Annotated in this window: 24 protein-coding genes; 17 read left to right on the top strand and 7 right to left on the bottom strand. The window is 64.3% G+C overall.

Features of this window, described 5'->3' with window-relative positions; genetic code table 11:
• Positions 1–107 precede the first annotated feature (107 nt).
• A complete protein-coding gene (locus tag ACO07D_RS12385) occupies positions 108–866 on the top strand; it encodes a sulfite exporter TauE/SafE family protein (RefSeq protein ID WP_421703255.1) in 759 nt (252 codons plus the stop codon).
• A gap of 5 nt (positions 867–871) precedes the next feature.
• Here the strand turns inward: ACO07D_RS12385 and ACO07D_RS12380 are convergent, their stop codons facing one another.
• Positions 872–1,201, bottom strand: a complete 330-nt coding sequence (locus tag ACO07D_RS12380) for a hypothetical protein (protein WP_421703254.1) — start codon at positions 1,199–1,201, stop codon at positions 872–874.
• A gap of 333 nt (positions 1,202–1,534) precedes the next feature.
• On the opposite strand from ACO07D_RS12380, the gene ACO07D_RS12375 reads away from it, so the two are divergent.
• From ACO07D_RS12375 to ACO07D_RS12310, 14 genes are all read left to right on the top strand, one after another.
• On the top strand, positions 1,535–2,389 hold the full coding sequence (locus ACO07D_RS12375) for an HpcH/HpaI aldolase/citrate lyase family protein (protein WP_421703253.1): 855 nt from the start codon (positions 1,535–1,537) through the stop codon (positions 2,387–2,389).
• Positions 2,390–2,417: 28 nt separating this feature from the next.
• On the top strand, positions 2,418–2,975 hold the full coding sequence (locus ACO07D_RS12370) for an NnrU family protein (RefSeq protein ID WP_421703252.1): 558 nt from the start codon (positions 2,418–2,420) through the stop codon (positions 2,973–2,975).
• A 4-nt stretch (positions 2,976–2,979) separates the two neighbouring features.
• Entirely contained in the window at positions 2,980–3,183 is a 204-nt protein-coding gene (locus ACO07D_RS12365; protein WP_421703251.1) for a DUF1737 domain-containing protein, read from the top strand.
• Positions 3,183–4,217, top strand: coding sequence for a MaoC family dehydratase (locus ACO07D_RS12360; protein WP_421703250.1), 1,035 nt, complete (start codon positions 3,183–3,185; stop codon positions 4,215–4,217). The genes ACO07D_RS12365 and ACO07D_RS12360 overlap by 1 nt, the downstream gene beginning before the upstream one ends.
• A 57-nt stretch (positions 4,218–4,274) precedes the next feature.
• Positions 4,275–4,571 carry an NINE protein gene (locus ACO07D_RS12355; RefSeq protein ID WP_421703249.1) on the top strand — a complete coding sequence of 99 codons (297 nt, stop codon included), beginning with the start codon at positions 4,275–4,277 and terminating at the stop codon, positions 4,569–4,571.
• Positions 4,571–4,801, top strand: coding sequence for a TM2 domain-containing protein (locus ACO07D_RS12350; protein ID WP_421703248.1), 231 nt, complete (start codon positions 4,571–4,573; stop codon positions 4,799–4,801). Before ACO07D_RS12355 ends, ACO07D_RS12350 begins: the two co-directional genes overlap by 1 nt.
• A gap of 46 nt (positions 4,802–4,847) precedes the next feature.
• Positions 4,848–5,702 carry a DUF4344 domain-containing metallopeptidase gene (locus ACO07D_RS12345; protein ID WP_421703247.1) on the top strand — a complete coding sequence of 285 codons (855 nt, stop codon included), beginning with the start codon at positions 4,848–4,850 and terminating at the stop codon, positions 5,700–5,702.
• A gap of 15 nt (positions 5,703–5,717) precedes the next feature.
• On the top strand, positions 5,718–6,413 hold the full coding sequence (locus ACO07D_RS12340) for a hypothetical protein (protein ID WP_421703246.1): 696 nt from the start codon (positions 5,718–5,720) through the stop codon (positions 6,411–6,413).
• A gap of 206 nt (positions 6,414–6,619) precedes the next feature.
• The gene (gene sdhC, locus ACO07D_RS12335) at positions 6,620–7,003 is read left to right on the top strand and encodes a succinate dehydrogenase, cytochrome b556 subunit (protein ID WP_421703245.1); all 384 of its coding nucleotides are present in this window, start codon (positions 6,620–6,622) and stop codon (positions 7,001–7,003) included.
• A gap of 11 nt (positions 7,004–7,014) precedes the next feature.
• A complete protein-coding gene (sdhD, locus tag ACO07D_RS12330; protein WP_421703244.1) occupies positions 7,015–7,386 on the top strand; it encodes a succinate dehydrogenase, hydrophobic membrane anchor protein in 372 nt (123 codons plus the stop codon).
• A gap of 17 nt (positions 7,387–7,403) precedes the next feature.
• Positions 7,404–9,215, top strand: coding sequence for a succinate dehydrogenase flavoprotein subunit (sdhA, locus tag ACO07D_RS12325; protein ID WP_421703243.1), 1,812 nt, complete (start codon positions 7,404–7,406; stop codon positions 9,213–9,215).
• A 10-nt stretch (positions 9,216–9,225) separates the two neighbouring features.
• Positions 9,226–9,489, top strand: a complete 264-nt coding sequence (locus ACO07D_RS12320; protein WP_421703242.1) for a hypothetical protein — start codon at positions 9,226–9,228, stop codon at positions 9,487–9,489.
• A gap of 3 nt (positions 9,490–9,492) precedes the next feature.
• A complete protein-coding gene (locus tag ACO07D_RS12315; protein WP_421703241.1) occupies positions 9,493–10,269 on the top strand; it encodes a succinate dehydrogenase iron-sulfur subunit in 777 nt (258 codons plus the stop codon).
• 151 nt (positions 10,270–10,420) lie between these two features.
• Positions 10,421–10,840, top strand: a complete 420-nt coding sequence (locus tag ACO07D_RS12310; RefSeq protein ID WP_421703240.1) for a DUF3052 family protein — start codon at positions 10,421–10,423, stop codon at positions 10,838–10,840.
• A 92-nt stretch (positions 10,841–10,932) separates the two neighbouring features.
• Here ACO07D_RS12310 and ACO07D_RS12305 read toward each other — a convergent pair whose 3' ends face one another.
• A complete protein-coding gene (locus ACO07D_RS12305; protein WP_421703239.1) occupies positions 10,933–13,461 on the bottom strand; it encodes an ABC transporter permease in 2,529 nt (842 codons plus the stop codon).
• The gene (locus ACO07D_RS12300) at positions 13,458–14,126 is read right to left on the bottom strand and encodes an ABC transporter ATP-binding protein (protein ID WP_421703238.1); all 669 of its coding nucleotides are present in this window, start codon (positions 14,124–14,126) and stop codon (positions 13,458–13,460) included. The genes ACO07D_RS12305 and ACO07D_RS12300 overlap by 4 nt, the downstream gene beginning before the upstream one ends.
• A gap of 40 nt (positions 14,127–14,166) precedes the next feature.
• Here ACO07D_RS12300 and ACO07D_RS12295 point away from each other — a divergent pair, with 40 nt between their 5' ends.
• Complete coding sequence (locus ACO07D_RS12295; protein WP_421703237.1) at positions 14,167–14,823, top strand: arylesterase; 657 nt, start codon at positions 14,167–14,169, stop codon at positions 14,821–14,823.
• Positions 14,824–15,074: 251 nt separating this feature from the next.
• A complete protein-coding gene (locus tag ACO07D_RS12290) occupies positions 15,075–15,680 on the top strand; it encodes a DNA-binding response regulator (RefSeq protein ID WP_421703236.1) in 606 nt (201 codons plus the stop codon).
• 47 nt (positions 15,681–15,727) lie between these two features.
• Here the strand turns inward: ACO07D_RS12290 and ccoS are convergent, their stop codons facing one another.
• Genes ccoS through ccoG form a run of 4 tightly spaced genes read right to left on the bottom strand, consistent with a single transcriptional unit; the run spans position 15,728 to position 19,992 of the window.
• On the bottom strand, positions 15,728–15,889 hold the full coding sequence (gene ccoS, locus ACO07D_RS12285) for a cbb3-type cytochrome oxidase assembly protein CcoS (RefSeq protein ID WP_421703235.1): 162 nt from the start codon (positions 15,887–15,889) through the stop codon (positions 15,728–15,730).
• The gene (locus ACO07D_RS12280; protein WP_421703234.1) at positions 15,886–18,081 is read right to left on the bottom strand and encodes a heavy metal translocating P-type ATPase; all 2,196 of its coding nucleotides are present in this window, start codon (positions 18,079–18,081) and stop codon (positions 15,886–15,888) included. The genes ccoS and ACO07D_RS12280 overlap by 4 nt, the downstream gene beginning before the upstream one ends.
• A gap of 3 nt (positions 18,082–18,084) precedes the next feature.
• The gene (locus tag ACO07D_RS12275; protein WP_421703233.1) at positions 18,085–18,570 is read right to left on the bottom strand and encodes a FixH family protein; all 486 of its coding nucleotides are present in this window, start codon (positions 18,568–18,570) and stop codon (positions 18,085–18,087) included.
• A gap of 3 nt (positions 18,571–18,573) precedes the next feature.
• Positions 18,574–19,992: a cytochrome c oxidase accessory protein CcoG gene (gene ccoG / locus ACO07D_RS12270; protein ID WP_421703232.1), complete on the bottom strand. Its 1,419-nt coding sequence runs from the start codon at positions 19,990–19,992 to the stop codon at positions 18,574–18,576.
• Positions 19,993–20,221: the final 229 nt, after the last annotated feature.

Raw genomic sequence — 20,221 nt, 5'->3', positions numbered from 1 at the left:
CGGCGGCAAAGCAAGTGTGCCGCGCTGCGGCATGGGTGAAGGCTTGTATCCAATCGCATACACAGGTAGCGCTAAACCGCAACAAATGCGACGTTTTCGGAGCGGATATGCCCGAGGTTCTGGACCTGACATTCTTTGCCTTCGCGATTCCCGCGGTGATCTTTGCGGGGGTGTCCAAGGGGGGCTTCGGCTCTGGCGCGGCCTTTGCGGCGACGCCGTTGCTTGCTCTGATTCTGGACCCGGGCGCGGCCATCGGGCTGATGCTGCCGCTTCTGATGCTGATGGATGTGACCGCGCTGAAACCCTACTGGAAAAAATGGGATGGGCCCTCGGCCTGGGCCCTGATCCTGGGGGCGGTGCCTGGCGTGGTGCTGGGTGGGCTGATCTACAAGGCGGTGGACCCGGACCTGTTTCGCCTGTTGATCGGACTGGTGGCGCTGGGGTTCGTGGCGTTCCAGGCGGCGGTGAAACTGCGGCTCTGGACGCCTTCCGGGCGGCACCTGTCAGACCGTGCGGGGCGGCTCGCCGGAGTGGTGGGCGGGCTGACCAGTTTCATCAGCCACGCGGGCGGGCCACCGGCGGCGGTGTTCCTTCTGTCGCGCGGGCTGGACAAGACCACCTACCAGGCCACGACCGTGATCGTCTTCTGGGCCATCAACCTGATGAAATTCATCCCCTATGCCTTCCTGGGCATCTTTACCTGGCAGACGGCGAAGGCGGATCTGTTCCTGATCCCCTTCGCCGTAATCGGTGTCTGGTTGGGCGTCTGGGCGCATCGGGTGTTTTCCGAGCGCGCCTATTTCGCCCTGACCTATGCGCTTCTGGTGGTGACTGGCGGCAAGCTGGTCTTCGACGCGCTTACCTGACCGGTTCAGACCGGGTCGCCCAGCATCGCAGGCGTCAGTTCCTCGTCCACACGTTCGAAGTTCTGACCGGCGGCAACCAGGCACATCATGCCATTGGGCAGGGTCACGGTAATGGTCCAGGAGCCTTCCTCGCTGGCAAACACCTCGACCACCTGGTTGTTGGCGGCCAGGCCGATCGACTGGCGGGTCTCGCCATAGGTGCCCGACAGGCGTTCCAGCACGCGGCCGCGCTCGGCGCAGTTGTTGTTCTGTGCGGCCAGCTGGCCGGCCGAAAGAAGGATCGCGCCGATGCCGAGGCCCACCAGACGAACATGAGCAAGCACTTGCTGTTTCATGGGTCTTTCCTTTTGCTAGACGGACACAGCTCCACCGGGCCATCCAGGCGCGCGTCAGGCGTCTGGCGGTCAAACCGTCCCCGTTGTCGTCAAGGTGCCGAGCCTGTTCCCGTTTCAAACGGCGGCCATCCGCGGGCCCTCCCGTCACTCGGCGCGTCTTCAAAGCCTGCGGCAAAGAGGCAAAGAACTGGTTAATGCGCCGTTCGGCCGCATTTTGCGTCATAGCCCGCGCCGGAACGCAGCGTAAAATTTCTGCAGCGCGGCAAAATTGCCCTTGCAGATTCATGCGCAACTGTGATCCCTTGCGCAACAATATTGCGGAGATACAGAATCATGACCCAGACCCTGCGCCCCTACCGTTCGGTTCTCTACATCCCCGGCTCGAAGGAGCGTGCGTTGGAAAAGGCGCGCGGCCTGGCCACGGATGCGATCATCTTCGACCTCGAAGACGCCGTGGCGCCGGACGCCAAGCTGGAGGCCCGCGCCACGCTGCGCGCCGAGCTGGACAAGGGCGGGTACGGCAACCGGGCCAAGATCGTGCGCATCAACGGGTTCGACACGGACTGGGGCAAGGGCGACGTGGCGGCGATGATCGGCGCAGATATCGACGCGATCCTGATGCCAAAGGTGGACTCCGCCGCGCAGCTGGATGACCTGGCCGCGCTGATCCCGGACGTGGACCTCTGGGCGATGATGGAAACCCCTCTGGGCATGTTGAACGCGGCCGAGATCGCCGCTCACCCGCGCCTCAAGGGCTTCGTCATGGGCACCAATGACCTGGCGAAGGAGCTCAACACCCGCTTCCGCGCCGACCGCCTGCCGATGATGGGCGGGCTGCACCTGTGCCTGCTGGCCGCCAAGGCGCATGGTGTCGTGGCCATCGACGGGGTCTACAACGCCTTCAAGGATGCCGATGGCCTGAAAGCCGAATGCGATCAGGGTCGCGACATGGGCTTTGACGGCAAGACACTGATCCACCCGGCCCAGCTGGACGTGGCCAATGCCGCCTTCGCCCCTTCCGAGGCCGAGGTCGACCTGGCCCGCCGCCAGATCATCGCCTTCGACGAAGCCGAGGCCGCCGGTCAGGGCGTCGCCGTGGTGGATGGAAAGATCGTCGAAAATCTGCATATCGTCACCGCGAAGGCGCTGCTGGCGAAAGCAGATGCCATTGCCGCCCTGGAGGGCTGATCCCTCCCGGGCCGATATGGAGGCATAAATGACCTGGCTGATTATCGGCATCTCCCTGTGGTATGCAGGGCATTTCTGGAAACGTATCCTGCCCGGGGCCCACGCGGGGCTCGGGGCCAAGGCCAAGGGGATCTCGGCCGCGGTGATCGGCATCGGGTTGATCCTGATGATCATCGGCGTGCGCGGGGCGGAGTTCATCCCGCTCTACACCCCCCTGCCCGGCATGGGCCACCTTGTGAACCTTCTGATGCTGGTGTCGGTGTTCCTGTTCGGCGCGGGCGAGGCCTCGGGGGTGGCGAAAACCAAGCTACGTCACCCGATGCTGACCGGCATGTTCATCTGGGCGGGCTCACACCTGCTGGTGAATGGCGACGTGGTGACCGTGGTGCTCTTCACCTCCATGGCGATCTGGGCCGTACTGGAAATGATCATCATCAACCGCGCCGAGCCCACCTGGCAGCGCCCCGAACGCGGCCCCTTCACCAAGGACCTGAAACTCGTCCTGGTCACCGTCATGCTCTACGCGATCATCTCGTTTGTGCATTTCTGGCTGGGCTACCACCCGTTCCTCGGAACCTACGGCTAGGCACATGAAGCTCTATCGACTGCTGACCGAGGAGGACACCGCCGCCTTCTGCCACAAGGTGACCCAGGCCCTGAACAAGGGCTGGGCGCTGCATGGCGGCCCGCAATACGCCCACGACCCGGTGACCGGCACCATGCGCTGCGCGCAGGCGGTCACCAAGGAGGTCTCGGGCGACTATACCCCCGACATCAAACTTGGAGAGCAGTGATGGCCAAAACGAACCCGGGCCGCTTTTTCGAAGACTATCGCATTGGCGAGACCATTTCCCACGCCGTGCCGCGCACCGTGTCAGGCGGCGAACGCGCGCTCTATCACGCGCTCTACCCGGCCCGCCACGCGCTCTACAGCTCGGATGAGTTCGCCCGTGACTGCGGGTTGGACGGCGCCCCGATCGACGATCTGGCCGCCTTCCACCTGGTCTTTGGCAAGACCGTGCCGGACGTCTCGCTGAACGCGGTCGCCAACCTGGGCTATGCCGAAGGTCGCTGGCTGAAACCGGTCTATCCGGGGGACACGCTGCGTTCGACCTCGCAGGTGATTGGTCTGAAACAGAACTCCAACGGCAAGTCCGGCGTGGTCTGGGTACGCACCAAGGGCATGAACCAGAATGACGAGGTCGTGCTGGACTACATCCGCTGGGTGATGGTGCGCAAACGCGATCTGGACGCCCCGGCGCCCGACACGCTGATCCCCGAGCTGAAGCCGGCGCTGGAAGCCTCCGACCTCGTGATCCCCGAAGGCCTGGACTTCGGCCGTTACGATTTCACCCTGGCCGGTGAACGCCACCGCTGGGGCGACTACGCAGTGGGCGAGAAGATCGACCATGTCGACGGCGTCACGGTGGAAGAAGCCGAACACATGATGGCAACCCGCCTGTGGCAGAACACCGCCAAGGTGCATTTCGACGCCACCAACCGCCCGGACGGCAAGCGCCTGATCTACGGCGGCCACGTGATCTCGATGGCGCGCACCCTGTCCTTCAACGGGCTGGCCAATGCGCAGATGATCGTCGGCCTCAACGCGGGCGCCCATGCGAACCCGTGCTTCTCGGGCGACACGATCCGCGCCTGGTCCGAGGTGCTGGACAAGGCCGAGACCTCCGCCCCCGGCGTCGGCGCCATCCGCCTGCGCCTCGTCGCCACCAAACACGGCGCGGCCCCCTTCGCGCTCAAGGGCGAAGACGGGAAATACCTGCCCGAGGTGATGCTGGACCTTGACTACTGGGCGCTCATGCCGGTTTGACTTGACGCCTCCGGCCCGTCATGACCATATGCCACTACTTTAACGAGTGGGCAAAACATGACGGGCAGAGACGAGATTTCTCCGAAATCCTATGGCATTGCTGTGGCTTTATGCGGGGTTTTCGGCACCCTCGGTATCCACCATTTCTATCTCAAGGACTACCTGCACGGTCTTGCAGACTTGGCGTTGGTGGTGCTGTTCTTTACCTTCCTGTCTCAGGACATGGTGGGAACGGCCCTGCTGACATTGCTGATCGACGGGGTCCACACAGTCTTTGTTTTCTACCTTCTCATCATCGGGAAATGGCGTGACGGCGACGGGCTGCGCGTCGCAACACCTACAGGAGCTTATTAATGACCGATACAACCCCCCAGGAATTCAGCCGCAAGGAATTCGTACCCGCTATTTTGCTATGTTTCTTCCTTGGCGGCCTGGGTGTGCACCGGTTTTATCTGGGCAAGACCGGCACCGGCATCCTGATGCTGCTGACCCTGGGGGGCCTTGGCATCTGGACCCTGATCGACTTCGTGCGCATCGTGATCGGCTCGATGACCGACAAGGACGGGCTGCCGCTGCGCCGCTAAGGCAGGACAGGCTTGACCACACGCGGTTTATCGCCACGATGATGGTATGAAACTGCGTATTGTTCTATCCGTTTTGACCGTTTTCGGTCTGTCCCTTGCCGCCCCTGCGTTTGCGGGCGGCAAGGGCGATGAGGTCGCCCCGCGCGAACAGGTCCCCGGCGAGGACCTGCTGCCGCCCACAGTCACCTTCGAGGATGACGGATCCGTCGCCACCGCGACCCGCGCCGTGGTGACGCCGCGCCAGCGTTTCGTGCAATCCAACATCATCGAAACGCTCTATCACGAGCTGGGCCATGCGGTGATCGACATCATGGATCTGCCCGTCTTCGGGCCCGAGGAGTTCGCCGCCGACGTCTTCTCCGTGATCCTGATGAACCGGCTGCATGACGAGGACAAGGCGATCCGCCTCGCCTATGACGCCGCAGGTGCCTATTCCGAGGATGCCGAACGCGCAGAGGCGCGCGGCGAACGCTATGCCGAATGGGACGTGCACGGGTCGAACCTGCAGCGCTATTACAACCTGGTCTGCCTGTTCTACGGCGCCAAACCGGATGAACGCGCGGACCTGGCCGAGGAACTGGGCCTGCCCGACCAACGCGCCCGCACCTGTGCTGATGAGTTCGAGCTGGCCAACCGCTCCTGGGGCGGCGTGCTGGACGATCTGGCCGCAGACGCCCCCGGCAACTCGATCAAGATGGACTGGATGCTGCGCGAGGATGACGCGCTGACCGTCTTCATCAAGGGGGAGGTCGACCGGCTGAACCAGGTCATGGTCCTTCCCGAGGACCTGGCCGTGTCGGTCATCCCCTGCGACGAGGTCAACGCCTTCTATGACCCCGGCAAGCGCGAGATCATCATGTGCACCGAATACGCCACCCATCTGGGTCGGCTGTTTGACTGAGCCATGCCGGGCGGGATGCGCAGCGATATCGCGGCGGTCCTGCGGGTGCTTTGGGGCAGCCTGGAGAAATATGTGAATGGCTGGCGTCGACCGCTGCTACTGCTCCGCCATGGGTCCCGGTTTTCCGTCGAGAACACAACCGATGACCTGACCCGCAGCTTCGCGGGATTTATCGAGCTTCTTCTGCTTCTGTTCGCGGTCAAGAAGGTCTCGCTTGCCACGGGCCTGTACGCCCCCTCACCGGAGCGATCCGGAGGCGCCGAGCCCGTCATGGAGTTTCTTGGCGGCGTTCTGGGGGATTTCATCGCCCTTGGAGCCGGGATCTATGCGCTTCTCTTCGCAGTGATCGCCAAGGGGACGGCCAACCGCTTTCTCGGTCGGCACGTGCCCCCCTTTGCCTTGATGTCGATTGCCCTGACCCTGGCCATGGTGGTGGTCGGAGCGGAACTCTTCGCCACGCTTACACAAGGGGCCGCGCGGCTGCTGCAAGACCTGCTCGCCATTCCCGAAACGGTGCTCGATGGTGTGGCCATGCTGATGGTGATCCTGCTCATCGTCATCCTGGTGCGCGGCACCACCGTCGCGGTTCGCTTGGCGCTGCGTGATCTGGATGTGGGCCCGTGGCGCGGCGCATTGTGCCTTATCGTGGCCTTTCTCGTGCCGATGTTTCCCATCGCCGGCGTGCAAAGTCTGCTGGGCACCGGTGAATAATGCCGCATTCACCATCATTTCAGAGTGAGTCTCCACCCTTGGGCGGCTTTTGTGATCACAGCTGCGCAGGTTGTGATCACGAAACTGGACAAAGCGTCGCTGTTAGCGCAAATAACACCCCTTTGCGACCTCTTCCTGCGTGACTCCGTCATAAAAACCGTTATTCCTGTCACAAAGCCGAAACAGACAGAGAAGGGGGCTACTTCATGGCCGACGTGAACCGGGGCAATCGCCCGCTGTCACCCCACCTATCCATCTACCGCCCGCAACTGACCTCCGTGTCCTCGATCATGGTGCGAATTACCGGGATCGGCATGTTGGTCATGTCCGTGCTGGTGGTGCTCTGGCTGTTGGCTGCGGCCTCTTCGGAAAGCGCCTTCGCCATGATCGACGGGCTGATGCGCAGCCTGATCGGCGACATTGTCATGACACTCGCCGCCTGGGGCTTCTTCTACCACATGCTGGGCCGCCTGCGTCACCTGATCTGGGATCTGGGATATGCCATCGAAATCCCGATCGCCGAGAAGATGGCCATCGGCATGTTCGCCGGTGCCACCATCCTGACCATCATCACCGTCATTGTGGTCTGAGGAGAGCTGACATGAGATATCTGACCGATCGCAAACGCGCAACCGGCCTGGGATCAGGCCGCGCCGGAACTCACCACCACTGGCAGATGATGGTCAGCTCGGCCGCTCTGGTCGTGCTGGTGCCGCTCTTCGTCATTACCTTCGGCATCGGCCTGGGCGGCAGCTTCGAAGAGGTCCAGGCCTATTACGCCCGCCCCTTCCCGGCCCTGATCACCGCCCTCACGCTGATCGTCGGCGTGTTCCACCTGACCCATGAGGCCCAGGCCGCGGTTGAGGATTACATGCACGGTGCCGCGCAGAAGCTTACTCTCATCGGGCTCCAGGCCCTGGCCTATGTGCTGATCACCACGGGCCTTTTCGCGCTCGCTCGCATGGCGCTCTAAAACAGGAAGAACGACAAATGGCTGCATACGAATACGAGACGCATGAATATGACGTCGTGGTCGTCGGGGCTGGCGGCGCCGGTCTGCGTGCCACGCTGGGCATGGCCGAACAGGGGCTGCGCACCGCCTGCGTGACCAAGGTCTTCCCGACCCGCTCCCACACCGTGGCCGCCCAGGGTGGCATCGCCGCCTCGCTGTCGAACATGGGCCCGGACCACTGGCAGTGGCACATGTATGACACCGTGAAGGGCTCGGACTGGCTGGGCGACACCGACGCGATGGAATACCTGGCCCGCGAGGCGCCCAAGGCGGTCTATGAGCTGGAGCACTACGGCGTTCCGTTCAGCCGTACCGAAGAAGGCAAGATCTACCAGCGTCCCTTCGGTGGCCACACCACCGAGTTCGGCGAAGGCCCCGCCGTGCAGCGCACCTGCGCCGCCGCCGACCGCACCGGCCACGCCATCCTGCACACGCTCTATGGCCAGTCGCTGAAAAACAACGCCGAGTTCTACATCGAATATTTCGCCATCGACCTGATCATGTCCGAAGACGGGCAGTGCCAGGGCGTGGTCTGCTGGAAGCTCGATGACGGCACCTTCCACGTGTTCAACGCCAAGATGGTCGTGCTGGCCACCGGCGGCTATGGCCGCGCCTATTTCTCGGCCACCTCGGCCCACACCTGCACCGGTGACGGCGGTGGCATGATCATGCGCGCGGGCCTGCCGATGCAGGACCTCGAGTTCGTGCAGTTCCACCCGACCGGCATCTACGGCTCGGGCTGCCTGATCACCGAAGGCGCACGTGGCGAGGGTGGCTACCTGACCAACTCCGAAGGCGAACGGTTCATGGAGCGTTACGCGCCCCAGTACAAGGACCTGGCGCCGCGCGACTACGTTTCCCGCTCGATGACGATGGAGATCCGCGAGGGCCGCGGTGTGGGCGCCGAGGGCGACCATATCTTCCTCAACCTCAACCACCTGCCCGCTGAGGCCCTGGCCGAACGCCTGCCGGGCATTTCGGAAAGCGCCAAGATCTTCGCCGGTGTCGATGTGACCAAGGAACCGATCCCGGTCCTGCCCACGGTGCATTACAACATGGGCGGCATTCCCACGAACTACTGGGGCGAAGTGCTGAACCCGACCAAGGACGATCCGAACGCGGTCGTGCCCGGCCTGATGGCTGCGGGCGAGGCCGGCTGTGCCTCGGTGCATGGCGCCAACCGCCTCGGCTCGAACTCGCTGATCGACCTCGTGGTCTTTGGCCGCGCCGCCGCGATCCGCGCCGGTGAGGTGGTCGATGCCGCCGCGCCGAACCCGGAGCCGAACCAAGCCTCGATCGACAAGGCCTTCGAACGTTTCGACGGGCTGCGCCACGCCAATGGCGCCATCGCCACCGCCGACCTGCGGCTTGAGATGCAGAAGACCATGCAGCGCGACGCCGCCGTCTTCCGCACCGCCAAGACCATGGCCGAAGGTGTCGAAGCGATGACCGAGATCGCCGGCAAGATGGGCGACCTTAAGGTCACCGACAGCTCGCTGGTGTGGAACTCGGACCTGATGGAAACGCTCGAGCTGACCAACCTGATGCCCTCGGCGATCTCGACCATCGTCTCGGCCGAAGCGCGCAAGGAAAGCCGCGGTGCCCACGCCCACGAGGATTTCCCGGATCGCGACGACGAGAACTGGCGCGTGCACACGATCAGCCGCGTGGACGAGACCGGCACCAAGGTCGAGCTGTCCTATCGCCCGGTCGTTCTGGATCCGCTGACCACCGAAGACGAAGGCGGCATCGCCCTGAAAAAAATCGCGCCCAAAGCGCGGACGTTCTAAGGAGCCAAGAATGACTAGCTACGTTCTTATGGAACTCCAGCCATCGGGAAATGTCGAGAACCGGGGAGAGTTGTCTAACGGTACAAACCCGGCACCTGGGGATCTTCTCATTGATAACGACCTCGAAGGTAACCCAATTTACTTTGAAGTAGTTACTCGCGTTTTTCCCATGGAAAATGGCCCGGATCACGGGGACCTAATCATTATCAGACTAGATGATGGTGAAGGTCGCCTAGAACATTATCAACGCCGTCTTAGCAAACTAGGAGCGTAATAAATGGTACAATTCAAGCTCCCCAAGAACTCGACCGTTCGCGTCGGCAAGACTTGGCCCAAGCCCGAGGGTTCCAATGTGCGCAAGTTCCAGATCTATCGCTGGAACCCCGATGATGGTGAAAACCCGCGCGTCGACACCTATTTCGTCGACATGGACAATTGCGGCCCGATGGTCCTGGACGCGCTGATCAAGATCAAGAACGAGATCGACCCGACCCTGACCTTCCGCCGCTCCTGCCGCGAGGGCATCTGTGGCTCCTGCGCGATGAACATCGACGGCGGCAACACGCTGGCCTGTATCTTCGGCATGGACGAGATCAAGGGCGACGTGAAGATCTACCCGCTGCCGCATATGCCGGTGGTCAAGGACCTGGTGCCGGATCTCACCCATTTCTACGCCCAGCATGCCTCGATCATGCCGTGGTTGGAGACCAAGACCAACCAGCCTGCCAAGGAATGGAAACAGTCGATCGAGGATCGCAAGAAGCTCGATGGCCTCTATGAATGCGTCATGTGCGCCAGCTGCTCGACCTCCTGCCCGAGCTACTGGTGGAACGGCGACCGCTACCTCGGCCCGGCCGCACTTCTGCACGCCTACCGCTGGATCATCGACTCGCGCGATGAAGCCACCGGCGAGCGCCTGGACGAGCTGGAGGATCCCTTCAAGCTCTACCGCTGCCACACGATCATGAACTGCGCCAAGACCTGCCCGAAAGGCCTGAACCCCGCGAAGGCCATTGGCGAGATCAAGAAGATGATGATCTCGCGCACCGTCTAAGTGCCACGTTGACCGATCCGAAAAGCCCCGCCAATCTGGCGGGGCTTTTTGCATTGATCCAAAGGAGCGCCTTCGGCGCACGCGATACCTCGGTGTCGGCTGCGCCGCCGCCTCGGGCAGGCACCCGGGATCAAGCTTGGGGAGAACGTTGATGGCAGGCTATTCCGGCACACCGCTTGAAAAGAAACTCGGTCTCAAGGACGGGCAGCGTGTCTGCTGGCTGAACCGTCCAGCGTCCCTGGCCACGCTGACCACCTCCCGCGCCTTTCTTGTCGTCGAAGACAGCCTGGGCCCCGGCCCCCATGACGTCATCCATCTCTTCACCGACAGCCGCGCCTGGTTGGAGGACACCCTGCCCCAGGCCCTCGCCGCCCTCGACAAAGACGGCATGATCTGGGTGAGCTGGCCCAAGAAAGCCTCCAAGGTCCCAACCGACCTCACCGAAGACGTGATCCGCGCCCTGGCGCTGACCACCACGCTGGTCGACGTGAAGGTCTGCGCCGTGGATGACATCTGGTCCGGGCTCAAACTGGTCATTCGCAAGGAACACCGCCCCGCTCACGGAACATAAGCCCCTTTCATCTTTCCAAAAAATATCCCGGGGTGCGCGAGGGGCTGGCCCCTCGCTCCGACGTCACCAGCAGGCGGTACGCGAAAGGCGTATTACTCCCGCGCCCTGAGCACCCGTGCGGGCCGTGCCGCCAGCGGCCGCCAGGCAAAGGCAAGCCCGGCCAGCACCGTCACCAGCACGCCGCCGGTGACGATCGCCACCGCGCTGACCGGCTCGAAGGCGAACTCGCCTTCCATCACGAAATGGGTCACCGCCCAGCCGGCAAGCCCCCCGGCAAAGACCGCGACCAGCCCGGCCGCCCCTCCCAGGATGGCCGAGCGCAGAGCGAAATTGGCCAGCACCGATCCGCGCGAGGCGCCCAGCGTCTTCAGCACCGCCGCCTCCCAGGTCCGCGCCCGTTCCCCGGCGGCCGCAGCGCCGATCAGCACCACGAAGCCGGTCACCAGCGAGGCCAGCGCGCCATAGGTGATTGCGGCGGCCACCTGCCCCATCAGCCCGGTCACGCGTCCGATGGCGTCGCGCACGGAAATCACCGTGATATTCGGCCAGCCCCGGCTCAGATCCCGCAGGATAGCCGCCTCGGCCGCCTGATCGGCATAGATCGTCATGATATGCGTATGCGGCGCACCTTGCAGCGCGGCGGGGTTCATCGTCATCACGAACCCCATGCCCGCCGAGCTGAAATCCACCGCGCGGAAGCTGGTGATCGTGCCGGTAATGTCGCGCCCCAAGATGTTTACCGTCATCGTGTCGCCCAGCGACAGGCCCATCTCAAAAGCCTCTTCCTCGGCAAAGCTGATCTGCGGATCTCCAACATAATCCTCGGGCCACCATTGCCCCGCCGTGACCGTGGTGCGGTCGGGCTTGGCGGCGGCATAGGTCAGCCCCCGGTCGCCCCGCACCACCCAATGATCGCCTGCCACCTCACTGGCCGGTCGCCCGTTGATCCCGGTAATCACCCCGCGCAGCATCGGCGCGCGGTCGATACGGCTGACTGCCGGGTCGTCTTCGACCCGCGCCAGCACGTCGGCCACCTGGTCGGGCTGGATATCCACCACGAAGAAACTCGGCGCGACTTCGGGCAGCTCGCGGTCGATGGCGCCGCGCAGGTTGTTGTCGATCTGACCCACGGCGGCCAGCACCGACAGGCCCAGCCCGAGCGACAGCACGACCGAACCCGCCTCGCCGCCCGGCCCGCCAACCGAAGACAAGGCCCCGCGCAACACGGGTCGCCCGCGCAAGGCCCTGCGGCCAGCCAACCAGCGTGCCAGCAGCCGAATGCCCGCCCCCGCCAACAACAGCACCACGAAGGCGCCCAGGATGCCCACCGCCGACCAGAAGGCCAGCACCGCCACCCCAGTCAGCCAGGCTGCCAGGCCCACGAGCGCCACCAACAGCACCGCCGTCACCACAATCCACGGCCAGCGCGGCAATCGCCTGCGCCCCAGCGAGGCATCGCGAAACAACGCCGCCGCGCGCAGCTGTTCGGCCTGCGCCAGCGGCCAGAGCGTGAACAGCAAGGCGGCCAGCAGCCCGTACAGGGCCGCCTCCCCCAGCGGTGCCCATTGCAGGGTGAACTCCGCCGGGATCGGCAGGCGCGCTTCGATGATCGGCGCGAAGGCCAGCGGCAGCGCCGCACCCAGTACCAGCCCTATCCCCAGCCCCAGCGCGGTCAGCACGCCGATCTGCATCAGGTAGACGGTAAAGATCGTTCGCCCAGTCGCACCCAGCGTTTTCAACGTGGCAATGGTCGCGGTCTTCCCATCCAGAAAGGCGCGCACGGCGGCGCTGACGCCGACCCCGCCGACCGCCAGCCCGGCCAGGCCCACCAGCACCAGGAATGCCCCCAGCCGTTCGACAAAGACCCGCACCCCCGGCGCCCCGTCGCGCGCGTCACGCCAGCGCGCCCCGGCGCCTTCGAGCCCGCCCAGAACACGCGTCTCAGCGGCGGCCAGGTCCGTACCTTCGGGCAACTCCAGCCGGTAATGCGTATCAAACAGAGAGCCCGGCGCGATCAGACCGGAGCCCTCCAGATCCGCGCTCGCCACCATCGTCCGTGGCCCCAGGCCAAAGCCTCCCGAGGCATTATCCGGCTCGCGCACCAACGTGGCAGTCAACACGAACCCCTTGCCGCCCAAGGCAAATTCATCCCCCACGGACAGCTCCAACCGCTCCACCAGCAGCCGGTCCATCACCGCGCCCGGAGTGTCGCCCCGGCCCGCAAAGGCATCAGCCAAGGGCATCGCAGGCTCCAGCATCGCCTGCCCGACCAACGGGTAAGCCGCATCCACCGCCTTCACCTGCGTCAGGGCCCGGTCCTCGGTCTCGCCAGCGCCCACCACGGCCATCGAACGGAATTCGATGACCTCCGACAGCGCATCCGAGGCCGCCTCCAGCGCCGCCAGCTCCGCCGCATCCGCCCGGCGGTAGGTCAGCGTGACCTCGGCGTCCCCGCCCAGCAAGGCCGCACCCTCGGTCGCCAGCCCTGCGCGAATGCTCTCACGCACGGTGCCAACCGCCGCAATGGCGGCCACGCCAAGCGCCAGGCAGGCCAGGAAGACACGGAACCCCTTCAGCCCGCCGCGCAGCTCGCGCCGGGCAATGCGCCAGGCGACGCTCACACCAGCACCCCATCGGCCAGGGACACCACCCGGTCGCAACGTTCCGCCAGTTCCGGCGCGTGGGTGACCAGCACCAGGGTCGCGCCGTGGCGGTCGCGCAGCCCGAACAAGAGCTCCATGATCGCGTGCCCGGTGGTTCCATCCAGATTGCCGGTGGGTTCATCGGCCAGCAGGATATCCGGGCGCGGGGCGGCGGCGCGGGCGAGCGCCACGCGCTGTTGCTCCCCGCCCGACATCTGCGCCGGGTAATGGTCCATCCGATCCCCCAGACCGACCGCTTCCAGCTCCTCGGCCGCACGGTCGAAAGCATCCTTCGCGCCGGCCAGCTCCAGGGGCGTGGCGACATTTTCCAATGCGGTCATGGTCGGGATCAGGTGAAAGCTCTGAAACACCACCCCCATATGGTCGCGGCGAAAGCGCGCCAGCTGATCCTCGTTCATCGCGCCCAGGTCGCGACCCAAGGCGCTGACCGTGCCTCCGGTGGCCCGCTCCAGCCCGCCCATTAGCATGAGCAGCGATGACTTCCCGGACCCCGATGGGCCGGTCAGCCCCAGGCTCTCGCCCCGTGTGACCTCAAGATCAATCCCGTTCAGGATCTTGACGGGGCCAGCATTGCCCTCCAACTGAAGACGGGTATCTTGCAATGTCAGCACGGGGTCTGTCATGAATGGGCCTTTCTGATCGGTATCAAGGGGATATGGGGCCATGCGCGGCATTCTCAAGACGGCAATTGCATTGGTTTTGACGGGTCTGACCCTGGCGCTGCCCGCCCGCGCGGAACCGGTGACCATTCTGGCCCTTGGCGACAGCCTGACCCATGGCTACGGGCTGCCTGCCGATCAGGGGTTCGTACCTCAACTGCAGGCCTGGTTGGCAGACAACGGGGCCGAGGTACAGCTGATCAATGCAGGTGTGTCGGGCGACACCACCGCGGGCGGGGCGGCCCGGTTGGGCTGGTCGCTGACCGACGAAGTCGACGCGGTGATCGTTGCGCTTGGCGGCAATGACATCCTGCGCGGCATCCCGGCCCCGGCAGCCAAAGCGAACCTGGCTTCGATCCTCGATCAACTCACCGCACGTGACCTGCCGGTGCTTCTGGTCGGGCAGAAGGCCACCGGCAACTTCGGCACCACCTACCAGCAGAGTTTCGATGCCATCTACCCGGCGCTTTCGGAACAATACGGCGCCGCATTGTTCCCAGATTTCCTGCAAGGTCTGAGCAACCTGCCCAACCGCGAGACCGTCGTCGCGACCTACCTGCAAGCCGACGGACTGCACCCGAATGCTGAGGGCGTGCGCCTGGTGGTCGCCGCGATGGGCCCCGCCGTGCTGGAGCTGATTGCCCGAACCGAGGCGCGTTAGGCACTGATTCTCTTTGCGAAATCCATGTGAAACTCTCGGGTTTGGCCTGACGAGGGGGAAACCTTCGCATTCTGCACAGACTTCCCGCCGGATCGTCGCAATTCAGGGAAAAACCTCTGAACAATCGCTAAAAAAAGCAATAAAACCTTATCCTTATTGATAGGTACACCTCACCTTGCCGTTGTGCCAATCATGCAACCAGTGGTTGGCTGCCCGACGGACGATTGTCCTTAGGGGAAAGGGTGTAAGATTTGAAAGTACTCGTCGCAGCGAGTGAGGAATGGGGCGGTGCAAGCATCGCCGCGGTTGCCGAAGCGCATCCGAACATCCAGATGACGCAGGTTAACAGCGCTGAGGCCCTGGCAAAACACGGGGTGAACGGGGTCGAATGGGACGTCGTGCTGATGGAGTTCGACCTGCCCGGCGCAAATGGGCATAGGGGCATTCAGGCCATCAGCCAGGCCCTTGGCCCGCGCCCTCTGGGCGTCTTGTTGCAGGCCGGGACCACCGAACTTGCCCAACGCATCATGACCTCGGGCGCGGTCGGTATTCTGCCCGCCGATATTGATCCCAACCTGCTGGGCCACGCGGTGCATCTGCTGGCGGGCGGCATGCGCCTGTCGATGCTGGACGGGCATCGTGACGAGACCGCCAACGCGATCACCTCGCAGCTGTCCGACCGCGAGCTGCAGGTGCTTGCGGGGATCTGCAACGGCATGCAGAACAAGGAAATCGCCCATGATTTCAACGTGCAGGAAGTCACGGTGAAGATGCATGTGCGGGCGATCATCCGCAAGCTTGGCGCGCGCAACCGCACCCACGCGGCGATGCTGGCGCGCGACCTGCATCTGATCTGACATACGGTAGCGTTTGGCAGGCCCGGAGCGTCCGGGTCAGTCCCGGATCAATCCTCGGGCGGGGCGTCGTCCCAGCGATCCGACAGGATGCGGTGGCTGTCGCCATCCGGGTCGTCGTACTGGCTGCTCTTCAGGGTCCAGAAGAAAGCGGCCAAGCCCAGGCCGCCCAGCAGCAGCGAGATCGGGATCAGATAAACCAGGACGTTCATGATTTCCTCAGGCGCAGCGCGTTGACGGACACTGTAATCGAAGACAGCGACATGGCCAAGGCGGCGGCCAGCGGGGTGGCCAGGCCAATCAGCGCAATCGGGATGGCGATGGCGTTGTAGCCCGCCGCGATGCCGAAGTTCTCCTTGATCCGGCGGGTGGCGGATTTCGCCAGCGCGACCGAGCCGCCGAGCGGCGCAAGCGAGCTGCCCAGCAGAACGATGTCCGACACGACCCGCGTGGCCTCCAGCGCCGAGGCCGGAGAAATCGACACATGGGCGGCAGCCAGGGCGGCGGTGTCATTCAACCCGTCGCCCACCATCAGCACCTTGTGGCCCGCTTTCGCCAGCTGGCCCACGTAGGCCGCCTTGTCCTCGGGCAGCGTATCGGCCTGCCAGTCGGCAATGCCCACGCGCCCGGCAATGTCAGCGACGGCGGCGGGCACGTCGCCCGAGATCAGCGTGACCGCAATGCCCTGCGCCTTCAGCGCGGCAATCGCCTCGTCCGCGCGGTCCCGCAGCGCGTCGGTGAAGGTAAAGGGCACCGCATGGCGGTCGCCGATCTTGAGGTAGGTGGCGGTCTGCCCTACCGCATTGGCGCCCAGCCATTCGGCCCGGCCCAGACGCACTTCGCGCCCCTGCCAGTCGGCCACGATACCCTTGCCCGGGATCTCCTTCACCCGCTCCAGCGTGGCGGGGGTGACCCCGGCGGCGCGGGTCGCGCGGGTCAGGGCCTGGGCCAGCGGGTGCGAGCTACCCTCGGCCAGGGCCAGGGCCACCGACAGGTCGTCAGACTTGTGCGTGCCCAGATCGTCCAGCTCCGGCTTGCCCTCGGTCAAGGTGCCGGTCTTGTCGAACACCACATGGTCAACCTCCGCCAGACGCTCCATCGCGGTGGCGGATTTCAACAGCATACCCTGTTTGAACAGGGTGCCCGAGGCGGCGGTGGTCACGGCGGGAACAGCCAGGCCCAGCGCACAGGGGCAGGTGATGATCAGTGTGGCAACCGCGATGTTCATCGCCATGCGCCAGTCACCGCCCGAGTACCAGACCCAGAACAGGAAAGCCGCCAGCGCCAGCAGATGCACGACCGGCGCATAGACGGCGGCGGCCTTGTCGGCCAGCGAGGTGTATTTGTTACGCGCGGTTTCCGCGATGGCGACCAGATCGGCCATACGGTGCAGCGTGCTGTCGCGCCCGGCGGCGGTCACGCGCACGGTCAGGGGGCCGGTCAGGTTCACTTCGCCGGTCATCACCGTGCCCTCGGGCGCGGTCGGCACAGGCAGGCTTTCGCCGGTCAGCAGGGACCGGTCCAACTCGCTTTCGCCGGTCACAACCACGCCGTCCACCGGCACGCGCGCACCTGGCACCACGCGCACGATGTCGCCGACATTGAGTTCGGCCACCGAGATCACCTCTTCACCCTCATCCGTCAACCGATGGGCACGCGGCACTTCCAGCGCCGACAGTTCCTCGGCGGCCGAACGGGCCACGGAGCGGGTGCGGTAGTCCAGATAGCGCCCGGCCAGCAGGAAGAAGGTCAAGGACAGCGCGGCGTCGAAATAAGCGTGTTCGCCCGAGTTCATCGTCTCGAAGATCGACATGCCCACCGCCAGCAGGATCGCCAGCGAGATCGGCACGTCCATGTTCAGCCGCCCAACGCGCAGTGCGGACCAGGCGGATTTGAAGAAGACCTGGGACGAGAACGCCACGGTCGGAATGGCGATGCCTGCCGAAATCCAGTGGAACAGGTCGCGTGTCGCATCGGTGGCGCCGGACCAGACCGCGACCGACAGCAGCATGACGTTCATCATGGCAAAAAACGCCACGCCCAGACGCATCAGCAGATCGCGGCCCTGCTTGTCGGTCTCGGTCGCCGACAGGGCCACACCGTCCAGCTCATAGGCCTCAAAGCCGATGCCGGTCAGGTAATCGGCCAGGTCCTGCGCCTCGACATCCGGGTCGGCCTCGACCGTGGCGCGTTTCAGGGTCAGGTTCACCCGGGCCGAGCGCACGCCCGGCTGCGTCGCCAGGCCCCGTTCCACGCCCGAGATACAGGCCGCGCAATAGATCTGCGGCAGCGACAGCATCAGCCGCTGCGCCTCCGCCCCGTTGCCCCGATATCCCTTGCCCGCCTGCTCTTCGGCAAGCGGTGCGGCGTCACAGGCCGGACAGGCGGAAATCGGCACGGACATGGCTCAGCGCCCCGCGATATAGATCTGGTGAAGCTGCTGGAACGGTGTTCCGTCCTTGGCGGTGGCCTCCATGCGGAAGTTCCAGTATCCCCCGCCCAGCGCGCCCACATGGGCCACATAGGCGCCGGAAGAGCTGCGGTTGAACTCCGGGGTCTGGTCGTCCTTCACATGGGTGGCACGGCCGAAAATCCCGGCAATGCGCAAGACCTCGACCGCCTCGCCTTCGGCATCCTTGATGTCGATGATCAGCTGCTCGCCCTCGATCTCCGCCTGTACCGTCCAGCCCAACGCCTCCTGCGCCTCGCGCAGCCGGTCGAACTGCTGCGAGGCGACATAGGAGTTCTTGGTCTCGAGCCCGGGGAAAGTGCCCACGGCGCTGAACGCCATGAACAGGTTTACCCCGATGATCACGGCAAAAGCCGACACCGTGATGGCCAGCACATGCTTGCCCTTCAGCTCAAACTCCGGCTTTTCCCCGTTCTCGCTCATCGCTCAGCGCCCCCGTCCGTTGAACACCGTGTCCTTGAAGGTCCGGTCGCCGGTCACGCCATCCTTGATCCAGATGCGCAGGTCCGACCGATCCCGTGTCGCCATGTCGCTGCCCTTGGGCGCGATGACATAGACGCGGACCTTCTTCTCTTCGTCGGCTTCGGCAATTACCACAAGCTCGTCGGTGCCTTCCAGTTCGATCTTCAGATCGGTGCCGTCGGACAGCGCGAAATAATAGGGCCGGTCGTCGCCATGACGGTTGCGCACACCGATCTCATAGGTGTTGCGGATCGAGCCATCGGCCAGGGTCACATAGGTGGGGTTGCGCACCGGGCGAATGGTGACCTCCAGCGCCGGGCGGATGAACAGCGCCACGGTCAGCGCCACGCCGACCAGGGCCCAGAGCCCGGTGTAAAGCAGCGTGCGCGGGCGCAGCATGTGCTTGATGATCGGCGTCTTCGGGTTGCCCGCGCGTTCGTTCTGTTCGTCCTTCAGCGCGATGTAATCCACCAGCCCGCGTTCGCGACCCAGTTTCTTCATGATGTCGTCGCAGGCGTCGATGCACAGGGCGCAGGTAATGCATTCCAGCTGCTGGCCGTCGCGGATGTCGATGCCCATCGGGCAGACGTTCACACAGGCCATGCAGTCGACGCAATCTCCATACTCCGTCGTATCGCCCTTGCGCGCCTTGCCGCGGGGTTCGCCGCGCCAGTCGCGATAGGCAACGACGATCGTATCCTCGTCCATCATCGCCGCCTGAATGCGCGGCCAAGGGCAGGCATAGATGCAGATCTGTTCGCGCGCGATGCCGCCGAAGAAGAACGTGGTCGCGGTCAGGGTAAAGACGAAGGAATAGGCCATGGGGTGGGCGGTGCCGGTGACCAGCTCAACCGCGATGGTCGGCGCGTCGGCAAAGAAGAACACCCAGGCGCCGCCTGTGGCCAGGCCGATCAGCAGCCAGGCCACCCATTTGGTCAGGCGCAGGCGGATCTTCTGCAGGTTCCATTTCTGCTTGTGCAGGCGCAGGCGGGCGTTGCGGTCACCCTCGATCCAGCGTTCGACCAGGATATAGAGGTCGGTCCAGACCGTCTGCGGGCAGGCATAGCCGCACCAGACCCTGCCGAAGGCCGAGGTGAACAGGAACAGCCCCAGCCCCGCCATGATCAGCAGCCCGGCGATGAAATAGAACTCATGCGGCCAGATCTCGATCCAGAAGAAGAAGAAGCGGCGGTTGGCCATATCGACCAGCACGGCCTGGTCCGGCAGGTTCGGGCCACGGTCCCAACGCACCCAGGGCAGCAGGTAATAGATGCCCAGCAGCACCCCCATCGCCCACCACTTGAAGGAGCGAAACGGTCCTTTCACGCGTTTTGGAAAGACGGGTTCGCGGGCTGCATATAGCTGTTCAGGGGCGTCTGACATGGACGGTATCCGATCCTGGTATTGGCTGCCCCCTTCTAGAGAAAAGCAGGCCGGGGGGGCTTTGACCTGAATCAATAGATATATTCTAAAAACAGGTTTGGCATTGCGACATTCGGCCACCGTTAGCTACAGTGTTAAGCAATCGGTCGCGGCGCCGCGCCAGACCCTTGTTTTAAGGGGTGCCGCACAGGTGGCATCACGGGGGATGCCACCTCGCGCAGATATGACG

It is taken from the genome of Aliiroseovarius sp., assembly GCF_965228805.1.
In the GTDB taxonomy this organism is placed as follows: domain Bacteria; phylum Pseudomonadota; class Alphaproteobacteria; order Rhodobacterales; family Rhodobacteraceae; genus JASBTN01.
Note: the sequence above shows the minus strand (reverse complement) of the source record. Positions and strands in the feature narration are given on the sequence as shown.

What these genes read in the sequence shown, in the direction of transcription:
- ACO07D_RS12350 (WP_421703248.1), top strand. Translation starts at nt 4,571, where the DNA reads ATGACCGATACAACCCCCCAGGAATTCAGCCGCAAGGAATTCGTACCC.
- ACO07D_RS12360 (WP_421703250.1), top strand. Translation starts at nt 3,183, where the DNA reads ATGGCCAAAACGAACCCGGGCCGCTTTTTCGAAGACTATCGCATTGGC.
- ACO07D_RS12280 (WP_421703234.1), bottom strand. Translation starts at nt 18,081, where the DNA reads ATGTCCGTGCCGATTTCCGCCTGTCCGGCCTGTGACGCCGCACCGCTT.
- ACO07D_RS12275 (WP_421703233.1), bottom strand. Translation starts at nt 18,570, where the DNA reads ATGAGCGAGAACGGGGAAAAGCCGGAGTTTGAGCTGAAGGGCAAGCAT.
- ACO07D_RS12355 (WP_421703249.1), top strand. Translation starts at nt 4,275, where the DNA reads ATGACGGGCAGAGACGAGATTTCTCCGAAATCCTATGGCATTGCTGTG.
- sdhD (WP_421703244.1), top strand. Translation starts at nt 7,015, where the DNA reads ATGAGATATCTGACCGATCGCAAACGCGCAACCGGCCTGGGATCAGGC.
- ACO07D_RS12385 (WP_421703255.1), top strand. Translation starts at nt 108, where the DNA reads ATGCCCGAGGTTCTGGACCTGACATTCTTTGCCTTCGCGATTCCCGCG.
- ACO07D_RS12345 (WP_421703247.1), top strand. Translation starts at nt 4,848, where the DNA reads ATGAAACTGCGTATTGTTCTATCCGTTTTGACCGTTTTCGGTCTGTCC.
- ACO07D_RS12320 (WP_421703242.1), top strand. Translation starts at nt 9,226, where the DNA reads ATGACTAGCTACGTTCTTATGGAACTCCAGCCATCGGGAAATGTCGAG.
- ACO07D_RS12300 (WP_421703238.1), bottom strand. Translation starts at nt 14,126, where the DNA reads ATGACAGACCCCGTGCTGACATTGCAAGATACCCGTCTTCAGTTGGAG.
- ACO07D_RS12365 (WP_421703251.1), top strand. Translation starts at nt 2,980, where the DNA reads ATGAAGCTCTATCGACTGCTGACCGAGGAGGACACCGCCGCCTTCTGC.
- ccoS (WP_421703235.1), bottom strand. Translation starts at nt 15,889, where the DNA reads ATGAACGTCCTGGTTTATCTGATCCCGATCTCGCTGCTGCTGGGCGGC.
- ACO07D_RS12310 (WP_421703240.1), top strand. Translation starts at nt 10,421, where the DNA reads ATGGCAGGCTATTCCGGCACACCGCTTGAAAAGAAACTCGGTCTCAAG.
- sdhC (WP_421703245.1), top strand. Translation starts at nt 6,620, where the DNA reads ATGGCCGACGTGAACCGGGGCAATCGCCCGCTGTCACCCCACCTATCC.
- ACO07D_RS12370 (WP_421703252.1), top strand. Translation starts at nt 2,418, where the DNA reads ATGACCTGGCTGATTATCGGCATCTCCCTGTGGTATGCAGGGCATTTC.
- ACO07D_RS12315 (WP_421703241.1), top strand. Translation starts at nt 9,493, where the DNA reads ATGGTACAATTCAAGCTCCCCAAGAACTCGACCGTTCGCGTCGGCAAG.
- ACO07D_RS12340 (WP_421703246.1), top strand. Translation starts at nt 5,718, where the DNA reads ATGCGCAGCGATATCGCGGCGGTCCTGCGGGTGCTTTGGGGCAGCCTG.
- ACO07D_RS12295 (WP_421703237.1), top strand. Translation starts at nt 14,167, where the DNA reads ATGCGCGGCATTCTCAAGACGGCAATTGCATTGGTTTTGACGGGTCTG.
- sdhA (WP_421703243.1), top strand. Translation starts at nt 7,404, where the DNA reads ATGGCTGCATACGAATACGAGACGCATGAATATGACGTCGTGGTCGTC.
- ACO07D_RS12380 (WP_421703254.1), bottom strand. Translation starts at nt 1,201, where the DNA reads ATGAAACAGCAAGTGCTTGCTCATGTTCGTCTGGTGGGCCTCGGCATC.
- ccoG (WP_421703232.1), bottom strand. Translation starts at nt 19,992, where the DNA reads ATGTCAGACGCCCCTGAACAGCTATATGCAGCCCGCGAACCCGTCTTT.
- ACO07D_RS12375 (WP_421703253.1), top strand. Translation starts at nt 1,535, where the DNA reads ATGACCCAGACCCTGCGCCCCTACCGTTCGGTTCTCTACATCCCCGGC.